This is a genomic window from Citrobacter sp. XY323 (assembly GCF_025106035.1).
Lineage (GTDB): Bacteria > Pseudomonadota > Gammaproteobacteria > Enterobacterales > Enterobacteriaceae > Citrobacter > Citrobacter braakii.
In genome coordinates this window covers 1-15,371 of record NZ_JANYUK010000026.1, presented here as the reverse complement: position 1 = coordinate 15,371, position 15,371 = coordinate 1, and the positions used below count along the sequence as shown (strand labels likewise).

Here is a 15,371-nt window from a genome sequence, read left to right as displayed (position 1 = left end):
TCAACCCCCTGCAATAACCTGAAAAAGCAGGATCTGGTCGCCTTCCTGCACGATTTGCTGCTCCCACTGCTCGCGCGGCAGGATCTGCTGATTGAGCGCCAGCGCCGCTCCCGGTTTAAGTTGATTTAGCGCAGTGAGCAGCCCGCTGACGGTTTGTCCCTCGGCGCACTGCATCGGCTCATCATTGAACTGAATCTGCATGTTGTCCTCCGCAGACCGGGCAGCCGCTGGCACGACGCAGCGCGAGGCTGCGCCACTGGCTGGTTTTACCGTCGAACAGGCGTAGCTCCCCACTGGGAGTTTCAATGCCGCTGAGTAATTTAATCGCCTCCAGCGCCTGCAAGGTGCCCATCACGCCCACAACCGGGCCGACGATACCGGCGGTGCGGCAGTTGCGTTCCGGCTCTACATCATCCGGCCACAGGCAACGGTAACAGCCTTGTTCCCACGGTGGCGTCAGTACCATTAGCTGGCCGCCAAAGCCCACAGCGCTGGCGGTGATGAGCGGAGTGTTGAGCATCACGCAGGCGGCGTTAATTTCCTGGCGCGTCGCCATGTTGTCGGTACAGTCGAGCACCACGTCGGCACGCGCTACCGCATGCCGGAGCGCCTCACCGGTCAGCCGCTGCTCAAGGGCGACCAGCTCGCTGTCCGGATTAAGGCGTGCCAGATGTCGCTTTGCCGCCTGTGCTTTCTGCCGGGCGATATCATCGGTGGTGAACAATATTTGCCGCTGCAGGTTGCTCAGATGAACGTCATCATCGTCCGCCAACGTCAGCGTGCCGACGCCCGCTCCCGCCAGATACAGTGCCGCAGGCGAGCCGAGCCCACCTAAACCGACGATCAGCACATGGCTATCGAGCAGCTTTTGTTGGCCCTCAATGGCAATGTCGCCGAGCAGGATCTGGCGGCTGTAGCGCATAAAATCGCAGTCATTCATCGCCGGCTCCCGCAATGTCCAGTAGCTGCGCCGTGGCTGCCTGCCAGTCTGCGGCGTGGGTTATGGCGCTGACCACGGCAATGCTGCCAACGCCGGTCGCCAGCACCGCCGGGGCGCGCTCAAGGCTGATGCCGCCGATAGCGACAGTGGGGTAATCCGCCAGTCGTTTACTATGGCTTGCCAGCTGCGTGAGGCCCTGCGGGGCCGACGGCATCTGCTTGGTTTGCGTCGGGAAGACATGACCCAACGCGATATAAGAAGGCTTAGCAGCCAGCGCTACGTCTATCTCCATATCATCGTGAGTGGAAACACCCAGGCGTAGCCCCGCCGCCTGAATCGCCTTCAGGTCGGTGGTTTCGAGGTCTTCCTGGCCCAAATGCACGCCGTACGCGTTGTGCTTAATTGCCAGACTCCAGTAGTCGTTGATAAACAGGCGAGCATCATAGCGACGCCCCAACTCAATGGCGGCAATGACGTCGGCTTCGACCTCTTCATCACGTTTATCTTTAATGCGCAGTTGGATCGTGCGCACACCTGCCTGCAGCAAGCGTTCAATCCATTCAACGCTGTCTACCACCGGGTAAAGCCCGAGGCGGAACGGCACGGTCGGGAAATCAGGCTGGTACATCACGCCTCCTCTTTTTTGAGGTAGATTTCGCCGCCTTTGGCGCGGAAGTTCTCCGACATATCCGCCATTCCGATTTCAATGGTTTGTGCGGCGGCGTAGTCGCGGACCTCCTGGCTGATTTTCATCGAGCAGAACTTCGGCCCGCACATGGAGCAGAAGTGGGCAACCTTGCCGGACTCCTGTGGCAGGGTTTCATCGTGATAGGCGCGGGCGGTGAATGGGTCGAGTGCGAGGTTAAACTGGTCTTCCCAGCGGAATTCGAAGCGCGCTTTCGACATGGCGTTATCGCGGATCTGCGCACCCGGATGGCCTTTGGCTAAATCAGCGGCATGGGCGGCAATCTTGTAGGTAATCAGCCCTTGCTTCACGTCTTCTTTGTTCGGCAGGCCAAGGTGCTCTTTTGGCGTGACGTAGCACAGCATCGCACAGCCAAACCAGCCGATCATCGCCGCACCAATGCCGGAGGTGAAGTGGTCATAGCCCGGCGCGATATCTGTCGTCAACGGCCCTAAGGTGTAGAACGGCGCTTCATGGCAGTGCTCCAGCTCTTCGGTCATGTTGCGCTGGATCATATGCATCGGCACATGACCCGGGCCTTCAATCATCACCTGCACGTCGTATTCCCAGGCGATTTTGGTCAGTTCGCCCAGCGTATGCAGCTCGGAGAACTGCGCCTCGTCGTTGGCATCCTGAATCGAGCCTGGACGCAGGCCGTCGCCGAGAGAGAGCGAAACGTCATAGGCGGCACAGATTTCGCAAATCTCGCGGAAATGTTCAAACAGGAAGTTCTCTTTGTGATGAGAGAGACACCATTTCGCCATGATCGAACCGCCGCGCGAGACAATACCGGTCAGGCGTTTAGCGGTCATCGGCACGTAGCGCAGCAGTACGCCCGCGTGAATGGTGAAGTAGTCGACGCCCTGTTCGGCTTGTTCGAGCAGCGTGTCGCGGAAGGCTTCCCAGGTGAGATCTTCGGCGATCCCGTTAACCTTCTCCAGCGCCTGGTAGATCGGTACGGTACCGATCGGCACCGGGCTGTTACGTAGGATCCACTCGCGGGTTTCGTGAATATAGCGGCCGGTGGAGAGGTCCATCACCGTATCTGCGCCCCAGCGGGTCGACCACACCAGCTTCTCCACCTCTTCTTCAATGGAAGAGGTCACCGCCGAGTTACCGATGTTGGCGTTCACCTTCACCAGGAAGTTGCGGCCGATGATCATCGGCTCGGATTCCGGGTGGTTGATGTTGGCAGGAATAATCGCGCGGCCCGCAGCGACTTCATCACGCACGAATTCCGGGGTGATATTTTCCGGCAGGCGAGCACCAAAGTTCATCCCTGGATGCTGATGGCGCAGCACTTCACTACGAATGCGCTCGCGGCCCATGTTTTCACGGATGGCGATAAATTCCATCTCCGGGGTAACTATCCCCTGACGGGCATAGTGCAACTGGGTAACGCGCTTGCCGGCTTTGGCGCGTTTTGGCGTCAGCAGGCCGCTGAAACGCAGCTCGTCCAGGCCATCGTCGGCCAGACGTTGTTTGGTATAAGCGGAGCTACGGTCGTCTAATTCTTCGCTATCGTTACGCGCCGCAATCCATGGCTGGCGCAGTTTCGCCAGACCCTGCTGAACGTTAATCGCCACATCAGGATCGCCGTACGGCCCGGAGGTGTCGTACACCGGCACGGCTTCGTTCTCTTCAAACTGCGGGTTGTCTTTCGTACCACCAATCAGCGTAGGACTTAGCTGGATTTCGCGCATCGGGATGCGAATATCCGCCTGCGAACCGGTGATGTAGATACGTTTTGAGTTAGGAAAGGCGGTACCTTCCAGCGTGTCGATAAAGTGTTGGGCTTGGGCGCGCTGTTCGCGGCGTGATGGTTTAGTAGTGGCAGACATAGCTCATTCCAAATAAAAGTAAGGATATGGCTTGTCAGACGACGGATGAAGCAAGAGAGACGAACGCCAAAGGGCGATACGGTTGTAGATTGACTCTTGTTCCCTTCGCAGGTTTTAACCTGATCAGGTTCCGCGGATCCCGAATTAACGGTCTCAGCCTTTTCCACTCATGCTGCTGTGGAAAATAAGCACTCCGACAAGAAGTAACCTCAAAAAGAGGTAATGAATGTAAATTACGCGTTAATGTCGCAAATCTCAAGCAGGACGTTTGATCATGCCACTCTCGTGCATCGCATCAAAAACCAGCATGATCAGCTTATCTTCCAGCACGAACCGGGCTTCCAGCGCCTCGCCGATATCCGATAAGGCCTGTTGAAATTCAAGGAAGTTATCGTGATCAATGGCGGTCTCCAGACTGGAATCATAGTAGTCCATGATCAGTTGCGTATTGGCTTCCAGGAGCGGCCAAATTTTTGTGGCTTTTAAAAGCTGCCCGTTCCCTTCCAATTTATGGAGAATACGTTCATAAATACTGAAGTGTCCGGTGGAAAGGTAATCGACCAGGCTCTGGCAAAAATCATCCAGCGCCTTTTCATTGAGCCGCATGTACGATTCTTTGCCAGGCTTAATGCCAACCAGATTGTAGTAAGCCACGAGCAGGTGCTTACGTACATGTAGCCAGCGATCAACCAGTTTGTTACTTCCTCCGACGTGCTCCGTCAGGCTTTCCAGCTGGTTTAGCATGATTGACTCCGCAAGATGGTGTTTAGGAACGGCTCACCCGTAAATGTAAAAATAATGTAAACAACATGCCTGTGAAGCAAAGGTTGCGCAAGAGATATGGATCGTATAATTGAAAAATTAGATAGCGGCTGGTGGATTGTCAGTCATGAGCAAAAGTTATGGTTGCCTCATGGCGAACTGCCTTACGGCGACGCAGCAAGTTTTGATCTAACCGGGCAGCGCGCACTTCCTATAGGCGAATGGGAAGGGGAGACGGTCTGGCTGGTGCAGCAGCAGCGTCGGCACGATATGGGGTCTGTGCGCCAGGTCATTGACCAGGACGTTGGCCTGTTTCAACTGGCCGGACGCGGCGTACAACTGGCCGAGTTCTACCGCTCACATAAATTCTGCGGTTACTGCGGTCATCCCATGCACCCGAGTAAAACGGAATGGGCGATGCTGTGTAGCCACTGTCGAGAACGCTACTACCCGCAAATTGCCCCCTGCATTATCGTCGCTATTCGCCGTGACGACGCTATCCTGCTTGCCCAACATGTTCGCCATCGTAACGGCGTGCATACCGTGCTGGCGGGTTTTGTCGAAGTGGGCGAGACCCTCGAGCAGGCGGTGGCGCGCGAAGTCATGGAAGAGAGCGGCATTAAGGTGAAAAACCTGCGCTACGTCACTTCTCAGCCGTGGCCGTTCCCACAGTCTTTGATGACCGCATTTATGGCGGAGTATGATAGCGGCGAAATTGTTATTGACCCGAAGGAACTGCTGGAAGCGAACTGGTATCGCTACGACGATTTACCGCTCCTGCCCCCGCCGGGCACCGTCGCGCGTCGATTGATTGAAGATACTGTCGCCCTCTGTCGGGCAGAGTATGAGTGACACACATGTTACACTGGCGTGAAATAGCTCAAGGAATGGAAAAATGACCGAACTGAAGAACGATCGTTATCTGCGTGCGCTGCTGCGCCAGCCCGTTGATGTCACTCCGGTATGGATGATGCGCCAGGCGGGCCGCTATCTACCGGAATATAAAGCCACGCGCGCCGAAGCGGGCGATTTTATGGCGCTGTGCAAAAATGCCGAGCTGGCCTGCGAAGTCACGCTGCAGCCGCTGCGTCGCTATAAGCTTGATGCGGCGATCCTCTTTTCGGATATCCTGACGATTCCCGATGCGATGGGACTTGGGCTGTATTTTGAAGCCGGAGAGGGCCCACGCTTTACCTCACCGATCGCCAGCAAGGCTGACGTCGACAAACTGCCGATCCCGGACCCGGAAGATGAGCTGGGGTATGTGATGAATGCGGTGCGCACTATCCGCCGTGAACTGAAAGGCGAAGTGCCGCTGATCGGCTTCTCCGGTAGCCCGTGGACACTGGCGACCTATATGGTCGAAGGCGGCAGTAGTAAGGCCTTCACCGTGATTAAAAAGATGATGTACGCCGATCCAAAGGCGCTGCATCTGCTGCTTGATAAGCTGGCGAAGAGCGTCACTCTGTACCTGAACGCGCAGATCAAAGCGGGCGCGCAGTCGGTAATGATTTTCGACACCTGGGGCGGTGTGCTGACCGGTCGCGACTATCAGCAGTTCTCCCTGTATTACATGCACAAAATCGTCGACGGTCTGATGCGCGAGAACGAAGGTCGTCGCGTACCGGTGACGCTGTTCACTAAAGGCGGTGGTCAGTGGCTGGAAGCGATGGCGGAAACCGGCTGTGATGCGTTAGGTCTGGACTGGACCACTGACATTGCCGATGCGCGTCGTCGTGTAGGTCATAAAGTGGCACTACAGGGCAATATGGATCCGTCCATGCTGTATGCGCCGCCAGCCCGCATCGAAGAAGAGGTGGCGACGATTCTGGCCGGTTTTGGTCAGGGTGAAGGCCATGTCTTTAACCTGGGCCACGGCATTCATCAGGATGTCCCGCCAGAGCATGCGGGTGTCTTTGTGGAGGCGGTACATCGGTTGTCTGAACAGTATCACCGCTAAGGAGTCATTATGGATCTTGCGTCATTACGCGCGCAGCAGCTTGAACTGGCCTCCTCAGTGATCCGCGAGGATCGCCTGAGGAGCGATCCGCCGGATCTGATCGGCGGGGCGGACGTTGGGTTCGAGCAGGGGGGCGAAGTGACGCGAGCCGCGATGGTCTTACTGAAGTACCCCTCGCTGGAACTGGTTGAATACAAGGTGGCGCGAATCGCCACCACCATGCCCTACATTCCTGGCTTTCTCTCCTTTCGCGAAACACCCGCGCTGATGGCCGCCTGGCAGCAGCTTTCGCACAAGCCTGATCTGCTGTTCGTTGACGGTCACGGGATCTCTCACCCTCGCCGTCTGGGCGTGGCCAGCCATTTTGGCCTGCTGGTGGATGTCCCGACGATTGGCGTGGCGAAAAAACGGTTGTGCGGCAAGTTTGAGCCGCTCGCCGCCGAACCCGGAGCGTTAGCGCCGTTGTTGGATAAAGGCGAACAGCTGGCATGGGTTTGGCGCAGCAAAGCACGCTGTAACCCGCTGTTTATCTCTACGGGTCATCGCGTGAGCCAGGACAGCGCGTTAGCGTGGGTACAACGCTGTATGAACGGCTATCGTCTGCCGGAACCAACACGCTGGGCAGATGCGGTGGCATCCGAACGCCCTGCTTTTACGCGGCTTGCAGCAAAAACGCCCCATATCGGGTAAACTGCCGCTAATTTCCGTATTTGAGAACTCATCATGTTACAAAATCCGATTCACCTGCGTCTGGAGAAGCTTGAAAGCTGGCAGCACGTCACGTTTATGGCCTGTCTGTGCGAACGCATGTACCCCAACTACGCCATGTTCTGTAAGCAAACCGAATTTGGCGATGGACAAATTTACCGCCGAATTCTGGATTTGATTTGGGAAGCGCTGACGGTTAAAGACGCGAAAATCAATTTCGATAGCCAGTTGGAAAAATTTGAAGAGGCTATTCCTTCAGCAGACGATTACGATCTGTACGGCGTTTATCCGGCGATTGATGCCTGTGTGGCATTAAGCGAACTGATGCATTCGCGTCTTAGCGGTGAAACGCTGGAACATGCAATTGAAGTTAGTAAGGCTTCGATTACGACGGTTGCGATGCTGGAAATGACCCAGGCTGGTCGCGAAATGACCGATGAAGAGCTCAAAGAGAACCCGGCCGTTGAGCAAGAATGGGATATTCAGTGGGAAATTTTCCGACTTTTAGCCGACTGTGAAGAACGCGATATTGAGCTGATAAAAGGGCTTCGTGCAGACCTGCGCGAGGCTGGCGAGAGCAATATTGGTATAAATTTTCAGCAATGACACCATAAAACGTGATTTAACGCCTGATTTGTCGTGCCTGAAGGCTTCCCATCCGCCCCCGGTCTGGTCTACATTTGGGGGGCGAAAAAAAGTGGCTATCGGTGCGTGTATGCAGGAGAGTGCTTTTCTGGCATTTCCGTCGCACTCGATGCTTAGCAAGCGATAAACACATTGTAAGGATAACTTATGAACAAGACTCAACTGATTGATGTAATTGCAGACAAAGCAGAACTGTCTAAAACACAGGCTAAAGCTGCTCTGGAATCCACTCTGGCTGCTATTACTGAGTCTCTGAAAGAAGGCGATGCTGTACAACTGGTTGGTTTCGGTACCTTCAAAGTGAACCACCGTGCTGAGCGCACTGGCCGCAACCCGCAGACCGGTAAAGAAATCAAAATTGCCGCAGCTAACGTACCGGCATTTGTTTCTGGTAAAGCACTGAAAGACGCGGTTAAGTAATTCGCGTGGCAGTGAACAGTTTTATCGAAGGGGCGGTTTCGCCCCTTTTGTCCATCTGGCGTCATTCGCTTTGGCTTTCAGGTGTGCTGTTACTGTCTGCCTGTAGTCGCCACTCTGAGCTTCCTCCGTTCACGGCTAGCGGCTATGTTGGCGATCAGGGGGCGGTACGCATTTGGCGTAAAGATTCCAGCGACGATGTTCACTTGCTCTCGGTATTTAGTCCGTGGCGTAAAGGCGATACCACCACCAGTGAATACCGCTGGCAGGGTGATTCGCTCTCGCTGATAGAACTCAACACTTACAGTAAACCACCGGAACATGTCCGTATACGCTTCGATGACCGGGGCGAACTGAGTTTCATGCAGCGTGAAGTCGATGGGCAAAAGCAGCAGCTTTCCAGCGATCAAATTGCGCTTTACCGCTATCGTGCCGATCAAATCCGCCAGACCAGCGATGCGTTGCGTCAGGGACGGGTGATATTACGTCAGGGACGCTGGCATGCGAATAACACAGTCACGACCTGTGAAGGTGAAACACTGAAGCCCGATCTGGAATCGTGGGCGATAAACCACATTGAGCGCCGCCAGAGCCATTCATCTGTAGAAGTGAGTGTGGCATGGCTGGAAGCGCCCGAAGGGTCGCAGCTACTGCTGGTTGCTAATGAAGATTTTTGTCACTGGCAGCCTACTGCCAAAACCTTCTGAAAACCTGATGCCAGGACATCGGGCCAGATAAGGTGAGGCCGCCATCCGGCAAAAAACGTTTACCAGTGGCCCATTCCCATATGGCCGCCGCGATGGTTACCGCCACCGCCGCACCCGCCGTAGCCCATTCCCGCTCCGCGAGGTACGCCTGCCTGGGCCATTGCGACATCGCGTTTAACGCGCTGCTCATCCAGTGACTGATTCAACGCCTCCATCTCTTTTGCCACGGCATTAATTTTTGCAGTGTCCGGCGAGCTGGCTGTTAGCAACGCGTTGTACTCATAACGTTTAGAGGTCAGCTGTTGGCGCAAGGCGTTGGTCTGCGAGTAGTAATCATCATATATTTTCTGCGCGGTAGCCTGCTGCTCAGTGGTCATTGGCGTACCGCCTCGTTGCTGCATTCCATCACCATATCCCCAGTGATTCTGCGCCAGCGCCGGGGTAGAGCCCAACGCGATAAGAGAGAGTGCAATCAGCGCCAGTTTGTTGTTCCGTTTCATGGGTCGTTCTCCTGTTGGTTAGATTACATTTCCTATTGCATCTTCCGTGCCAAAGCGGCAATCCCGGTCCCGCGGGAGTTGTAGTCGTGGCCTTTACAGGGCGACGAGTAAAAATGACTCGCCAGAACGCGCCGGCGGGTCATTTTTACCCGCTACTTTCAGCGGTTTGTGTCTGAGGGCAGGGTTATCACTGAGAAAAAATGGCATGATTTCTGCTGTATACCTGCAACGATGAAAGGAACAGGTGGGATAAAGGGAGAGCGTATGCGTCTTTATAAGGACACGGCGGCCAAGTGGTTGAGCCGACTCTTGCTGGCGGCAATCCTGATTTTGGTCGGTTGGTTTTCGATTATGACCATTCGGGACTATGGGCGGGAAAGCGGCGCCGCGCGGCAAACGCTACTGGAAAAAGGCAGCGTGCTCATCCGCGCTCTGGAGTCTGGTACGCGCGTAGGTATGGGGATGCGCATGCATCATGCTCAACAGCAGACGCTGCTGGAGGAAATGGCCGTACAACCAGGCGTGCTATGGTTTGCCGTCGTTGACGATCATGGCGTTATTATTACGCACAGCAATTCCGCGATGGTCGGTAAAACGCTCTATTCACCGGATGTCCTGCGACAACTAAGCCCCGGGGAACAAGAAAGCTGGCGGAATATTGACATGCCTACGGGGGACGGTGAAAAAACACCGGTCCTGGAAATTTATCGCCAGTTTCAGCCGATGTATGGTCCAGGACGTCATGGCATGGCGCGCTGTGCCAGCAATGACGGACAGCTTATCACCCCCGCACAAACCATATTTATCGCTTTTGATGCCAGCGATCTGGCTGCGACTCAGGCAAGAGAGTGGCGTAACACCCTGATCGTCCTGTCTGCGCTGGCGGCCGTGCTGCTGGCCACTGTGCTGACGTTCTTCTGGTATCAACGCTATCAGCGCTCGTACAAAGAACTGCAGGATGCGATGAAGCGTAAAGAAAAACTGATGGCGCTCGGACATCTGGCGGCCGGGGTCGCGCATGAGATTCGAAACCCGCTTTCATCGATCAAGGGTTTAGCGAAGTATTTTGCTGAACGAACTCCGGCTGGTGGTGAGTCGCATGAGCTGGCGCAGGTGATGGCGAAAGAGGCGGACCGTTTAAATCGGGTGGTGAGCGAGCTGCTGGAGCTGGTGAAACCTGCGCATCTGACGCTGCAACAGGTGGATCTCAATGAGGTCATCACCCACTCATTAAACCTGGTGAGTCAGGATGCGGCAAGTCGGGAAATCCAGCTACGCTTTTCGGCCAGTTCCACGCTGCCCGCTATTCAGGCCGATCCCGACCGACTGACTCAGGTTCTGTTGAATCTGTATCTGAACGCCATTCATGCGATTGGTCGTCAGGGCACGATTACGGTTGAAGCGAGTGAAAGCAGCGGCGATCGCGTTAAAATCGTGGTTATTGATAGCGGGAAAGGGATTGCAGCGGAACAGCTGGAGGCTATTTTTACGCCTTACTTCACGACTAAAGCGGATGGAACCGGCCTTGGGCTGGCGGTAGTGCAGAACATAATTGAACAGCACGGTGGTACCATTCATGTGGCAAGCGTTGAGGGCAAAGGCGCAACCTTTACCCTCTGGCTGCCGACCAACGCGAAACAACAGGATTAACAAGGATGACGCGCGGAAAAATCAATATTCTGGTGGTAGATGACGATATCAGCCACTGCACCATTTTACAGGCGCTGCTGCGCGGCTGGGGTTATGAGGTCGCGCTGGCCTATAGCGGGCAAGCGGCACTGGAACAGGTGCGTGAACGCGTATTTGATTTAGTGCTGTGCGATGTGCGTATGGCGGAGATGGACGGCATTGCAACACTGAAAGAGATTAAAGCGCTGAATTCGGCGATTCCGGTATTGATCATGACGGCATTCTCCAGCGTGGAGACCGCCGTTGAGGCGCTGAAAACCGGGGCGCTGGACTACTTAATCAAGCCGCTGGATTTTGATCGCCTGCAGGAGACGCTGGAAAAGGCGCTGGCGCATACGCGGGAAATGGGCGCTGAACTGCCGTCAGGGTCGGCTGCGCAGTTCGGCATGATTGGCAGCAGTCCGGCGATGCAGCAGTTGATCAATGAAATCGCGATGGTTGCGCCCTCGGATGCAACGGTGCTCATTCACGGAGACTCCGGTACGGGGAAAGAGCTGGTGGCCCGGGCGCTGCATGCCAGCAGTGCCCGCTGTGATAAACCGCTGGTGACGCTGAACTGTGCGTCGCTTAATGAATCGCTGCTGGAGTCCGAACTTTTTGGTCATGAGAAAGGCGCGTTTACCGGCGCGGATAAGCGGCGGGAAGGGCGCTTTGTGGAAGCCGAAGGCGGCACGTTATTTCTTGATGAAATTGGCGATATCTCACCGCTAATGCAGGTGCGTCTGCTGCGGGCTATCCAGGAGCGGGAAGTGCAACGGGTTGGCAGCAACCAGACTATTGCGGTTGATGTCCGGCTGATCGCTGCCACTCATCGCGATCTGGCGGAGGAAGTTAACGCCGGGCACTTTCGTCAGGATCTCTACTATCGCCTGAACGTCATCACTATTGAAATGCCAGCGCTGTGCCAGCGTCGGGAAGATATTCCTCTGCTGGCCGAACATTTTCTCCAGCGTTTTGCCACACGTAATCGAAAAGCGGTGAAAGGCTTTACTCCGCAGGCGATGGATCTGCTGATCCACTATGACTGGCCGGGTAATATCCGTGAGCTGGAAAATGCGATTGAGCGTTCGGTGGTGCTGCTAACGGGGGAATATATTTCCGAACGCGAGCTGCCGATGGCGATTGCCGCGACACCGATAAAAACGGAATACAGTAGCGAGATTCAACCGCTGGTGGATGTCGAAAAAGAAGTGATTCTGGCGGCGCTGGAAAAAACGGGCGGCAATAAAACCGAAGCCGCCCGTCAGTTAGGTATTACGCGCAAAACGCTGCTGGCTAAGCTCAGCCGTTAGTTTTGCTCACGTTCGATGGCGCGCCAGCCGATGTCGTTACGGCTGAAGCTGCCGTCCCAACGGATGTCGGTCATCAGGGCGTAGGCACGCTGCTGCGCCTCGGCAACGGTGTTGCCCAGCGCGGTGGCGCACAGGACGCGACCACCGTTGGTCAGCACGCGATCGTCAGCAGACAGTTTGGTGCCCGCGTGGAACACTTTACCGTCAGCGACTTCTTCCAGCGGCAGGCCGTGGATCTCATCGCCAGTATTGTAGTTGCCCGGATAACCGCCCGCGGCAATCACTACGCCCAAAGAGGCGCGTTCGTCCCACTCAGAGGTTTTCTCATCCAGCTTGCCGTCACAGGCGGCAAGGCACAGTTCGACCAGATCCGATTTCATACGCAGCATAATCGGCTGGGTTTCCGGATCGCCGAAGCGGCAGTTGAACTCGATAACCTTCGGGTTGCCCTGTTTGTCGATCATCAGACCCGCGTACAGGAAACCGGTGTAAGTGTTCCCTTCCGCCGCCATGCCTTTTACGGTTGGCCAGATGATGCGTTCCATGGTGCGCTGATGAACGTCGTCAGTCACCACCGGTGCCGGTGAGTAAGCGCCCATACCGCCGGTGTTCGGACCGGTATCGCCGTTGCCCACGCGTTTGTGGTCCTGGCTGGTGGCCATTGGCAGCACGTGCTCGCCGTCAACCATCACGATAAAGCTCGCTTCTTCACCGTCGAGGAACTCTTCGATAACGATACGGTGGCCCGCATCACCAAAAGCGTTACCTGCCAGCATGTCATGAACGGCGGCTTCGGCTTCCTCCAGCGTCATCGCGACGATAACGCCTTTACCGGCGGCCAGGCCGTCGGCCTTGATAACGATCGGCGCGCCTTTCTCACGCAGATAGGCCAGCGCAGGCTCAATCTCGGTGAAGTTCTGATACTCCGCCGTCGGAATGTTATGACGGGCAAGGAAATCTTTGGTGAAGGCTTTGGAGCCCTCCAACTGCGCTGCACCTTCGGTTGGGCCGAAGATTTTCAGACTGGCGGCGCGAAACGCATCGACCACGCCAATCACCAGAGGTGCTTCCGGGCCAACGATGGTCAGATCGATCTTCTCATTCTGGGCAAAGCTCAGCAGCGCCGGAATATCGGTCACGCCGATTGCCACGTTTTGCAGCGCAGGTTCCAGCGCGGTGCCCGCGTTGCCTGGTGCGACAAATACCGTTTCGACTTTTGGCGACTGCGCCGCTTTCCAGGCCAGCGCGTGTTCGCGCCCGCCGTTGCCAATCACTAATACTTTCATCGTCTGCTCCGTGGATTAATGGCGGAAGTGGCGCATGTCGGTGAACACCATCGCTATGCCGTGCTCGTCGGCGGCAGCAATGACTTCATCATCACGGATAGAACCGCCCGGCTGGATCACGCAGGTCACACCGGCGGCGGCGGCGGCATCAATCCCATCGCGGAACGGGAAGAAGGCGTCGGATGCCATAGAGGAACCTTGAACTTCCAGACCTTCGTCGGCGGCTTTAATCCCGGCGATTTTTGCGGAATATACGCGGCTCATCTGGCCAGCGCCTATGCCGATAGTCATGTTCTCTTTGGCGTAAACAATGGCGTTGGATTTTACAAATTTAGCTACTTTCCAGCAGAACAGCGCATCGCGCAGTTCCTGTTCGGTCGGCTGACGTTTGGAAACTACGCGCAGTTCACCTTCGCTCACCATACCCAGGTCACGATCCTGAACCAGCAGACCGCCGTTAACGCGTTTGAAGTCCAGGCCCGGCACACGTTGTGCCCACTGACCGCAGGTCAGCACGCGGACGTTCTGTTTGGCGGCGGTGATTTTCAGTGCGTCTTCGGTTGCGGATGGCGCGATGATCACTTCCACGAACTGACGGGAAATGATGGCTTGAGCAGTTTCGGCATCCAGTTCGCGGTTGAAGGCGATGATGCCGCCGAACGCAGAGGTCGGGTCGGTTTTATAGGCGCGGTCGTAAGCATCGAGAATAGAGGTACTGACAGCCACGCCGCACGGGTTAGCGTGTTTGACGATCACACAGGCTGGCTCGTTGAATTCTTTTACGCACTCCAGCGCCGCATCGGTATCGGCGATGTTGTTGTAGGAAAGTGCTTTGCCCTGTACCTGCTGCGCGGTGGCAACGGACGCTTCTTTAACATTCTCTTCTATATAGAAGGCAGCCTGTTGGTGGCTGTTCTCGCCGTAGCGCATATCCTGCTTCTTAATGAAGTTCAGGTTCAGTGTACGTGGAAAGCGACCGGCGGCTTCTTTGCTTTCGCCGTGGTAGGCCGGAACCATGCTACCGAAGTAGTTGGCGATCATGCTGTCGTAAGCGGCGGTGTGTTCGAAGGCTTTAATCGCGAGATCGAAACGTGTGTTGAGGGTCAGAGAACCGTCGTTGGCATCCATCTCTTTAATAATGGCGGCGTAGTCGCTGCTCTTCACAACGATAGCCACATCTTTATGGTTCTTGGCAGCGGAACGCACCATCGTCGGGCCGCCGATATCAATGTTTTCTACCGCATCTTCCAGCGAGCAGCCTTCACGGGCAACGGCCTCGGCGAACGGGTACAGGTTAACAACCACCATGTCGATAGGTGCGATGCCGTGCTGTTCCATAATCCCGTCGTCCTGACCGCGACGACCAAGAATGCCGCCGTGGACTTTCGGATGCAGGGTCTTTACGCGTCCATCCATCATTTCCGGGAAGCCGGTGTAATCGGAAACTTCGGTCACTGGCAGGCCTTTCTCAGCCAACAGGCGCGCAGTGCCACCTGTAGACAGCAGCTCCACACCGCGTGCGGAAAGTGCCTGAGCGAATTCGATGATACCGGCCTTGTCAGAAACACTGAGCAGAGCGCGGCGGACTGGACGACGTTGTTGCATGGTAAATCCCCTGGATTTGACTATTACAGAGAGCGTTAGGTGAATTCTTGGCTAAAAACTCAGCTAACGCCCCTTACGGGGCATCCTTGTTGTGCGGGGGCATTGTAACGAAAACGTTTGCGCAACGCTCGCGAATTTTTAATTTTCGATTTTGACCTCTTCTTTTTCCGTTGAAGGATGCTCATATAAACAGAGAAGTGCACAAACGATCGCGTGGTTTGTGGATAACTCTGTGTGTAAATGGGTATAAGGCGGGGTTTTGCTGTGGAATGCAGCAGTCAGTCATTTTTCTGCAATTTAAGGGTTGCGGGCCGCAGGAAACTCCCTATAATGC

The 15,371-nt window shown here is 55.6% G+C and carries 16 protein-coding genes and 1 riboswitch; of the genes, 8 read left to right on the top strand and 8 right to left on the bottom strand.

Going from position 1 to position 15,371, the window contains the following annotated elements:
- From thiS to N0B36_RS24080, 5 genes are all read right to left on the bottom strand, one after another.
- Positions 1–201, bottom strand: a complete 201-nt coding sequence (gene thiS, locus N0B36_RS24100) for a sulfur carrier protein ThiS (protein ID WP_016155307.1) — start codon at positions 199–201, stop codon at positions 1–3.
- Positions 182–940: a HesA/MoeB/ThiF family protein gene (locus N0B36_RS24095; RefSeq protein ID WP_259689481.1), complete on the bottom strand. Its 759-nt coding sequence runs from the start codon at positions 938–940 to the stop codon at positions 182–184. Before N0B36_RS24095 ends, thiS begins: the two co-directional genes overlap by 20 nt.
- On the bottom strand, positions 933–1,568 hold the full coding sequence (thiE, locus tag N0B36_RS24090; protein ID WP_016157945.1) for a thiamine phosphate synthase: 636 nt from the start codon (positions 1,566–1,568) through the stop codon (positions 933–935). The genes N0B36_RS24095 and thiE overlap by 8 nt, the downstream gene beginning before the upstream one ends.
- Entirely contained in the window at positions 1,568–3,466 is a 1,899-nt protein-coding gene (gene thiC / locus N0B36_RS24085; RefSeq protein WP_259689480.1) for a phosphomethylpyrimidine synthase ThiC, read from the bottom strand. The genes thiE and thiC overlap by 1 nt, the downstream gene beginning before the upstream one ends.
- 83 nt (positions 3,467–3,549) lie before the next feature.
- A riboswitch (TPP riboswitch) is annotated at positions 3,550–3,672 on the bottom strand.
- Between the two features lie 49 nt (positions 3,673–3,721).
- Positions 3,722–4,210 (bottom strand): Rsd/AlgQ family anti-sigma factor, encoded by a 489-nt coding sequence (locus N0B36_RS24080; RefSeq protein ID WP_016155311.1) that lies wholly within the window; start codon positions 4,208–4,210, stop codon positions 3,722–3,724.
- Between the two features lie 96 nt (positions 4,211–4,306).
- Here N0B36_RS24080 and nudC point away from each other — a divergent pair, with 96 nt between their 5' ends.
- The 6 genes from nudC to N0B36_RS24050 all read left to right on the top strand — a co-directional run bounded on the left by nudC (position 4,307) and on the right by N0B36_RS24050 (position 8,665).
- Positions 4,307–5,080 carry an NAD(+) diphosphatase gene (gene nudC, locus N0B36_RS24075; protein WP_016155312.1) on the top strand — a complete coding sequence of 258 codons (774 nt, stop codon included), beginning with the start codon at positions 4,307–4,309 and terminating at the stop codon, positions 5,078–5,080.
- 43 nt (positions 5,081–5,123) lie between these two features.
- Positions 5,124–6,188 carry a uroporphyrinogen decarboxylase gene (gene hemE, locus N0B36_RS24070; RefSeq protein ID WP_046276272.1) on the top strand — a complete coding sequence of 355 codons (1,065 nt, stop codon included), beginning with the start codon at positions 5,124–5,126 and terminating at the stop codon, positions 6,186–6,188.
- A 9-nt stretch (positions 6,189–6,197) separates the two neighbouring features.
- A complete protein-coding gene (gene nfi, locus N0B36_RS24065) occupies positions 6,198–6,878 on the top strand; it encodes a deoxyribonuclease V (RefSeq protein ID WP_047416002.1) in 681 nt (226 codons plus the stop codon).
- 33 nt (positions 6,879–6,911) lie between these two features.
- Positions 6,912–7,502, top strand: a complete 591-nt coding sequence (locus N0B36_RS24060; RefSeq protein WP_003842015.1) for a YjaG family protein — start codon at positions 6,912–6,914, stop codon at positions 7,500–7,502.
- A 186-nt stretch (positions 7,503–7,688) separates the two neighbouring features.
- Positions 7,689–7,961, top strand: a complete 273-nt coding sequence (hupA, locus tag N0B36_RS24055; RefSeq protein WP_001044509.1) for a nucleoid-associated protein HU-alpha — start codon at positions 7,689–7,691, stop codon at positions 7,959–7,961.
- 11 nt (positions 7,962–7,972) lie between these two features.
- Positions 7,973–8,665: a DUF1481 domain-containing protein gene (locus N0B36_RS24050; protein WP_047359007.1), complete on the top strand. Its 693-nt coding sequence runs from the start codon at positions 7,973–7,975 to the stop codon at positions 8,663–8,665.
- Positions 8,666–8,724: 59 nt separating this feature from the next.
- Here the strand turns inward: N0B36_RS24050 and zraP are convergent, their stop codons facing one another.
- Positions 8,725–9,165 carry a zinc resistance sensor/chaperone ZraP gene (gene zraP / locus N0B36_RS24045; protein ID WP_016155316.1) on the bottom strand — a complete coding sequence of 147 codons (441 nt, stop codon included), beginning with the start codon at positions 9,163–9,165 and terminating at the stop codon, positions 8,725–8,727.
- 264 nt (positions 9,166–9,429) lie between these two features.
- Here zraP and zraS point away from each other — a divergent pair, with 264 nt between their 5' ends.
- On the top strand, positions 9,430–10,815 hold the full coding sequence (gene zraS, locus N0B36_RS24040) for a two-component system sensor histidine kinase ZraS (RefSeq protein WP_047498846.1): 1,386 nt from the start codon (positions 9,430–9,432) through the stop codon (positions 10,813–10,815).
- 5 nt (positions 10,816–10,820) lie between these two features.
- Positions 10,821–12,146, top strand: coding sequence for a sigma-54-dependent response regulator transcription factor ZraR (zraR, locus tag N0B36_RS24035; RefSeq protein WP_259689444.1), 1,326 nt, complete (start codon positions 10,821–10,823; stop codon positions 12,144–12,146).
- Here zraR and purD read toward each other — a convergent pair.
- Both purD and purH read right to left on the bottom strand, forming a co-directional pair.
- The gene (gene purD / locus N0B36_RS24030; protein ID WP_259689443.1) at positions 12,143–13,432 is read right to left on the bottom strand and encodes a phosphoribosylamine--glycine ligase; all 1,290 of its coding nucleotides are present in this window, start codon (positions 13,430–13,432) and stop codon (positions 12,143–12,145) included. The two genes, zraR and purD, sit on opposite strands and share 4 nt — an antisense overlap.
- 15 nt (positions 13,433–13,447) lie before the next feature.
- Positions 13,448–15,037, bottom strand: coding sequence for a bifunctional phosphoribosylaminoimidazolecarboxamide formyltransferase/IMP cyclohydrolase (gene purH / locus N0B36_RS24025; protein WP_259689442.1), 1,590 nt, complete (start codon positions 15,035–15,037; stop codon positions 13,448–13,450).
- Positions 15,038–15,371: the final 334 nt, after the last annotated feature.